The 6166-nt window shown below is 68.0% G+C and carries 6 protein-coding genes; 4 read left to right on the plus strand and 2 right to left on the minus strand.

From position 1 onward, the window contains the following. Positions 1-60 precede the first annotated feature (60 nt). Positions 61-1053, plus strand: a complete 993-nt coding sequence (locus PO768_RS06455) for a potassium channel beta subunit family protein (RefSeq protein ID WP_272645400.1) — start codon at positions 61-63, stop codon at positions 1051-1053. A gap of 12 nt (positions 1054-1065) precedes the next feature. On the opposite strand, the gene murU is transcribed toward PO768_RS06455, so the two are convergent. Both murU and PO768_RS06465 read right to left on the minus strand, forming a co-directional pair. Next, positions 1066-1854, minus strand: coding sequence for an N-acetylmuramate alpha-1-phosphate uridylyltransferase MurU (gene murU / locus PO768_RS06460; protein WP_272645401.1), 789 nt, complete (start codon positions 1852-1854; stop codon positions 1066-1068). A gap of 31 nt (positions 1855-1885) precedes the next feature. Beyond that, on the minus strand, positions 1886-2470 hold the full coding sequence (locus PO768_RS06465; RefSeq protein WP_269839155.1) for a hemerythrin domain-containing protein: 585 nt from the start codon (positions 2468-2470) through the stop codon (positions 1886-1888). Between the two features lie 131 nt (positions 2471-2601). Here PO768_RS06465 and tkt point away from each other — a divergent pair, with 131 nt between their 5' ends. From tkt to PO768_RS06480, 3 genes are all read left to right on the plus strand, one after another. Then, positions 2602-4644 carry a transketolase gene (tkt, locus tag PO768_RS06470; protein WP_442953187.1) on the plus strand — a complete coding sequence of 681 codons (2043 nt, stop codon included), beginning with the start codon at positions 2602-2604 and terminating at the stop codon, positions 4642-4644. Between the two features lie 71 nt (positions 4645-4715). Beyond that, positions 4716-5714, plus strand: a complete 999-nt coding sequence (gap, locus tag PO768_RS06475) for a type I glyceraldehyde-3-phosphate dehydrogenase (protein WP_137944233.1) — start codon at positions 4716-4718, stop codon at positions 5712-5714. A 175-nt stretch (positions 5715-5889) separates the two neighbouring features. Next, positions 5890-6166, plus strand: a 277-nt coding sequence (locus PO768_RS06480; protein ID WP_272645403.1) for a hypothetical protein, incomplete at its 3' end; no start/stop codon positions are given.

Below are 6166 nucleotides of genomic sequence, written 5' to 3' on the forward strand. Positions count from 1 at the left end.
CGATGACGCGCTGTGCGCTACGCTCGCGCCCGTCCGCTCACTCTCTGTCATCAGCACACCATGCAATACCGTCGTCTGGGCCGCAGCGGCCTGCAAGTCTCCGAGTTGTCCCTGGGCTCCTGGGTCACTTATCACAACCAGGTCGACACCAGGGCCGCCACCGAGATGCTGGCGGCCGCCTTCGATGCCGGCATCAACTTCTTCGACACTGCCGAGGTCTTTGCCATGGGCGAGAGCGAGGTCGAGATGGGCGCGGCGCTGAAGGCGCTGAAATGGCCGCGGCTGAACTATCTGGTCTCCACCAAGTTCTTCTGGGGCATGGAGCGCGCGCCCGCCGGCGAGCCGCGCCTGCCGAACCGTCAGGACACGCTGAACCGCAAATACCTGATGCAGGCCATCGACGGCTCGCTGCAGCGGCTGCAGCTGGACTTCGTCGACCTGATCTATTGCCATCGCCCCGACCCGCTGACGCCGATCGAGGAAACAGTCTGGGCGATGAGCGACATCATCAAGCAGGGCAAGGCGCTGTACTGGGGCACCAGCGAATGGAGCGCCGACGAGATCCGCGCCGCCTACGAGATCGCCGAGCGCCACCATCTGCACAAGCCGGTGATGGAACAGCCGCAATACCATCTGTTCCATCGCCAGCGTGTCGAGACCGAGTACGCCCGCCTGTACGAGGACATCGGCCTGGGCCTGACAACCTGGAGCCCGCTGGCCTCGGGCCTGCTGACCGGCAAGTACAAGCACGGCATCCCGGAGGGCAGCCGCGGCTCGCTGGAGAGCATGGCCTGGATGCGCGAGCAGTTGCAGGACCCGGCGAAGAACCAGGCCGTGGCCGCGCTGGAAGGCATTGCCGCCGAGCTGGGCTGCACGATGGCCCAGCTGGCGCTGGCCTGGGTCAACAAGAACCCGCGCGTCTCCACCGTGATCCTGGGCGCCAGCAAGCTCAGCCAGCTGCAGGACAACCTCGGCGCGCTGGCGGTCACGCCCAAGCTGACGCCCGAGCTGCTGGCCCGCATCGACACGATCGCCAAGCCGCTGGCCAAATAAGGCCGGCGCGGCTCAGTCGCTGTTCAGCGCCTGCAGCCGCGCCACCGTACCGACATCGGTCCAGGGCCCGGCGTAGAACTCGGCGCCGATGCGGCCGGCGGCGATGCCGGCGTCCAGACAGGGCCGCAGCCGCGCGCGCGTGCCCGGGGCTATGCCGGCGAACATCTCGGCGCGGTACAGGCCGATGCAGGACCAGGTGTGGCGCGGCCCGCCCGCGTTGGCGGCCAGGCCCTCGGCGCTGATCGCGAAATCGCCATCGGGGTGGTGCGCGCTGTTGGCCACCATCCACAGATGGGCCAGCAACGGGCCGGCGGCGAAGCGACGGGCCTGATCGGCATCGAAGCGGAACTCCGGCAGGAACACATCGGCCGAGACCACCCAGAAGGCCTCGTCGCCATCGGCCGTCAGCAGCGGCAGGGCCTGGGCAATGCCGCCGGCGGTCTCCAGCGCCTGCGCCTCGACCGAGTAATGCAGGCGCAGGCCCCAGGCGCTGCCGTCGCCCAGCATGGCCGGGAACTGCTCGGCCAGCCAGGCCGTGTTGATCACGATATCGCGCACGCCGGCGGCGGCCAGGGCCTCGATATGCCAGACGATCAGCGGCTTGCCGCGCACGCTCAGCAGCGGCTTCGGGGTGGTGTCGGTCAGCGGCCGCATGCGCTCGCCGCGCCCGGCCGCGAGGATGATGGCTCGCATGGGGCGGAAGTGTAGGGTGCGCCGTCGGGGNAGCAGCGGCTTCGGGGTGGTGTCGGTCAGCGGCCGCATGCGCTCGCCGCGCCCGGCCGCGAGGATGATGGCTCGCATGGGGCGGAAGTGTAGGGTGCGCCGTCGGGGGTCAGTCTGGCGGTCCCAGGCCCAGCGGCGCGGGCACCAGGTTCAGGATGCGGGCGAACAAGGCCTGGTATTCGGCGTCCGGCACATGGCCGGTCAGCGGGTCGCGGTTGCCGGCGAAGGCCTCGTCGAGCTCGGCCCAGTCCTCGGGGCCGAGCACCTGCTCGGCCAGCGGCAGCACCTCGCGCTCCTCCAGCGCCATATGCTGCAGATAGGCGTCGACATAGCGCCGGGCGGCCTGCTCGAAGGCGGCGCGGCGCGGCTCGCCGAGCAGCTCGAAGGCCAGCAGCCGGTGCTGCAGCTCGCGCACCGCGCGCTCGCCGCGGCCATGGTCGGCGTCGAGCCGGTCCAGCAGCTCGCGTGACTGCGGCGCCCGCGCCCGCAGCTTCGGAAACAGCAGCTCGGTTTCCTTCGGGTGGTGCAGGCGCTCGGGGAACTCATCGACATAGAACAGCATCGCGCGCAGCGCATCGAAATCGGGCCGGCTGCCCTGCTGGCGGTGTTGGGCCAGCAGCAGCGGTATCGTGCGCAGCATCGCGGCCAGCGCATGGTGTTCGTCGCGGATGATGCGAAGCGTCAGTGCGGTCATCGGTGTCTCCGGCAGTGCATGGCGCAGCGTGCCAGCTCGGGCGCCGCGAGGTCTTGCTCTGGGTCAAGCTGGGGTGGGGCCGGCGGCCAAGTAAAATCCCGCGTTTACCCGCAACTCCGCCCGCACCCACCATGGCTCAAACCGCTGCAAGCAACCCCACTTTGATGGCCAACGCCATTCGCGCACTGGCCATGGACGCCGTGCAGCAAGCCAATTCGGGCCATCCCGGCGCACCGATGGGCATGGCCGATATCGCCGTCGCGCTGTGGGGTCGCCATCTGCGCCACAACCCGGCCAACCCGCAATGGGCCGACCGCGACCGCTTCGTGCTGAGCAACGGCCACGGCTCGATGCTGATCTATGCGCTGCTGCACCTGACCGGTTATGAGCTGCCGATGGCCGAGCTGAAGGCCTTCCGCCAGCTGCACAGCAAGACCCCGGGCCATCCCGAGGTGGGCATCACCCCCGGCGTCGAGACCACCACCGGCCCGCTGGGCCCGGGCATCACCAATGCCGTGGGCCTGGCGCTGGCAGAGAAGATGCTGGCCAAGGAGTTCAACCGTGACGGCCATGCGGTGGTGGACCACCACACCTATGCCTTCCTGGGCGACGGCTGCCTGATGGAAGGCATCAGCCACGAGGCCTGCGCGCTGGCCGGCGCCTGGAAGCTGAACAAGCTGATCGCGATCTACGACGACAACGGCATCTCGATCGACGGCCAGGTCGCCCCCTGGTTCATCGACAACACCGCCCAGCGTTTCGAGGCCTATGGCTGGAACGTCATCGGCCCGGTCGACGGCCATGATGTCGATGCGGTCGACGCCGCAATCGCGCTGGCCAAGATGAGCACCGACATGCCCTCGCTGATCATCGCGAAGACCCATATCGGCAAGGGCTCGCCCAACCGTGCCAACACCGCCAAGGCCCATGGCGAGCCGCTGGGCGGCGACGAGATCAAGCTGACCCGCGAGGCGCTGGGCTGGACGCATGAGCCCTTCGTCGTGCCGGCCGAGGTCTATGCCGACTGGGACGCCAAGGCCAAGGGCGCCGCGCTGGAGCAGGCCTGGGACGAGCGTTTCGACGCCTATGCCACGGCCCACCCCGAACTGGCCGCCGAGTTCCAGCGCCGCATGGCCGGCGTGCTGCCGGCCAACTTCGCGCAGACCGCGGTGGACGCGGTGGTGGCCGCCCACACCAAGGGCGAGACCGTTGCCAGCCGCAAGGCCAGCCAGCTGGCGCTGGAGGCCTTCACCGCCGCCGTGCCCGAGCTGCTGGGCGGCTCGGCCGATCTGACCGGCTCCAACCTGACCAATACCAAGAGCACGCCGGCCTTCCGCCTGGAAGCCGATGGCTCAAGCAACGGCGGCCGCCACATCAACTACGGCGTGCGCGAGTTCGGCATGGCCGCCATCATGAACGGCATTGCGCTGCACGGCGGCTACATCCCCTACGGCGGCACCTTCCTGACCTTCAGCGACTACAGCCGCAATGCGATCCGCATGGCCGCGCTGATGAAGCAGCGCGTCATCCATGTCTTCACGCACGACTCGATCGGCCTGGGCGAGGACGGCCCGACCCACCAGAGCATCGAGCATGTGGCCAGCCTGCGCCTGATCCCGGGCCTGGACGTCTGGCGCCCGGCCGACACCACCGAGACCGCCGTGGCCTGGACCATGGCCATCGGCAATGCCACCCGCCCCAGCGTGCTGGCGCTGAGCCGGCAGAACCTGCCCTATGCGCCCAAGGCCAATCTGGACGAGATCAGCAAGGGCGGCTATGTCCTGAGCGAGCCGGCCGAGGTGGGCCTGAAGAAGAAGGCCCAGGGCGTGATCATCGCCACCGGCTCCGAGGTGCAGCTGGCCCTGCATGCCCAGGCCTCGCTGGCCGCCGAGGGCATCGCGGTGCGCGTGGTCTCTATGCCCTCGACCACGGTGTTCGACCGCCAGGACGCCAAGTACAAGAAGGCCGTGCTGCCCGAAGGCCTGCCGCGCGTCGCGGTGGAAATGGGGGTCAGCGATGGCTGGTGGAAGTACGGCGTCGCCGCCGTCGTCGGCATCGACAGCTACGGCGAGTCGGCCCCGGCACCGGTGCTGTTCAAGCATTTCGGCTTCACGCCCGAGAATGTGGTGGACACGGTCAAGGTGGCACTGGGCCTGGCCCGTTTGAAGACGTGATGGTTTGAGTTCGAAGGGGTGCGTGGCGCCCCTTTTTCATGGATTTTGCTTTTCTGACTTAGGAGACCTCTATGACGATCAAGATCGGTATCAACGGCTTCGGCCGCATCGGCCGCATGGTGTTCCGCGCCGCCATCGCCAACTTCAAGGACATTGAAGTCGTCGGCATCAACGACCTGCTGGAGCCCGACTATCTGGCCTACATGCTGAAGTACGACAGCGTGCACGGCAAGTTCGACGGCGAGGTCGCGGTCGACGGCAACACCCTGGTCGTCAACGGCAAGAAGATCCGCCTGACGCAGGAGCGTGATCCCGCCAACCTGAAGTGGAACGAAGTCGGTGCCGACATCGTCGTCGAGGCCACCGGCCTGTTCCTGGACAAGGCCAGCGGCGAGAAGCATCTGGCCGCCGGCGCCAAGAAGGTGGTGTTCTCGGCCCCGAGCAAGGACGACACGCCGATGTTCGTGTTCGGCGTCAATGACAAGACCTACGCCGGCCAGGCCATCATCTCGAACGCCTCCTGCACGACCAACTGCCTGGCCCCGCTGGCCAAGGTGCTGAACGACAAGTGGGGCATCAAGCGCGGCCTGATGACCACCGTGCACGCCGCCACCGCGACCCAGAAGACCGTCGACGGCCCGAGCAACAAGGACTGGCGCGGCGGCCGCGGCATCCTGGAAAACATCATTCCGTCGAGCACCGGTGCGGCCAAGGCCGTCGGCGTCGTGATCCCCGAGCTGAACAAGAAGTTGACCGGCATGAGCTTCCGCGTTCCGACCTCGGACGTGTCGGTGGTGGACCTGACCGTGGAGCTGAACAGCGAGGCCTCGTACAAGGAGATCTGCGCCGAGTTCAAGGCCCAGTCGGAAGGCGCACTGAAGGGCGTGCTGGGCTATACCGAGGACAAGGTGGTGGCCACCGACTTCCGCGGCGATGCCCGCACCTCGATCTTCGACGCCGACGCCGGCATCGCGCTGGACTCCACCTTCGTCAAGCTGGTGGCCTGGTATGACAACGAGTGGGGCTACTCGAACAAGGTGCTCGAGATGGTGCGCGTGATTTCCAAGTAAGCAGCCCGTCCTGTTGACATCAAGGCCTTGCCCGGCGACGGGCAAGGCCTTTTTGCTTGGTCGCCCGAACACCCGGGTGGTTTTGCGTTTGTTTACACACGGACGCAAAGGTCGGCCCTCTAAACTGCGCTGATCGCGCCCGCTGGGCGTGCCCGAGCCCAGAATGGGTCAAACCATGAAGCGCCTACGCAGCCCCGTGTTCCGTCCCTCTTTGCTGGCCCTGAGCCTGGGCCTGGCCGGCCTGCCTATCGGCCTGTCGGCCGCGACAGCCCCGGCGAGCGCGAGCAACGAGGCACAGGCCCGCGTGATCGTGCGCTTCAAGGCGGCCGCGCCCTCGGTGCTGGCCAAACCCATGGCCAGCCGGGCGGCGCCCGCCGAGGTGGCCGATCTGGCCGGCCAGCGCGCCCATGCGCTGGCGCTGCGCACCGGGCTGGCGGCCCGGGGCGGGCTGC

It is taken from the genome of Paucibacter sp. XJ19-41, from assembly GCF_028462495.1.
Lineage (GTDB): Bacteria > Pseudomonadota > Gammaproteobacteria > Burkholderiales > Burkholderiaceae_C > Roseateles_E.